At 65.9% G+C, this 217-nt stretch carries 1 protein-coding gene; it reads left to right on the forward strand.

Going from position 1 to position 217, the window contains the following annotated elements; all coding sequences use genetic code 11:
• Nucleotides 1-78 precede the first annotated feature (78 nt).
• A partial coding sequence (locus EQG76_RS33400) for a GFA family protein (protein WP_407925527.1) occupies nucleotides 79-217 on the forward strand: 139 nt, incomplete at its 3' end.

Consider the following 217-nt stretch of genomic DNA (forward strand, 5'->3'; position numbering starts at 1 on the left):
GCAAGCACCCGGCATGATTTGCCAACAAGGCAGGGCCCGCGCTAGGCAACTCGCCCCCAATCCTCGAGGAGACGCAGCATGGAGCAATTCACGGGCGGCTGCCTGTGCGGCAGCCTCAGGCTGGTGGCATCCGGGCGTCCCTACCGCGTCGGCATCTGCCACTGTCTCGACTGCCGCAAGCATCACGGCGCCCTGTTCAACGCATCCGCGGTATTCC

Origin of the sequence: Geminicoccus flavidas (assembly GCF_009806515.1) — a bacterium.
Lineage (GTDB): Bacteria > Pseudomonadota > Alphaproteobacteria > Geminicoccales > Geminicoccaceae > Geminicoccus > Geminicoccus flavidus.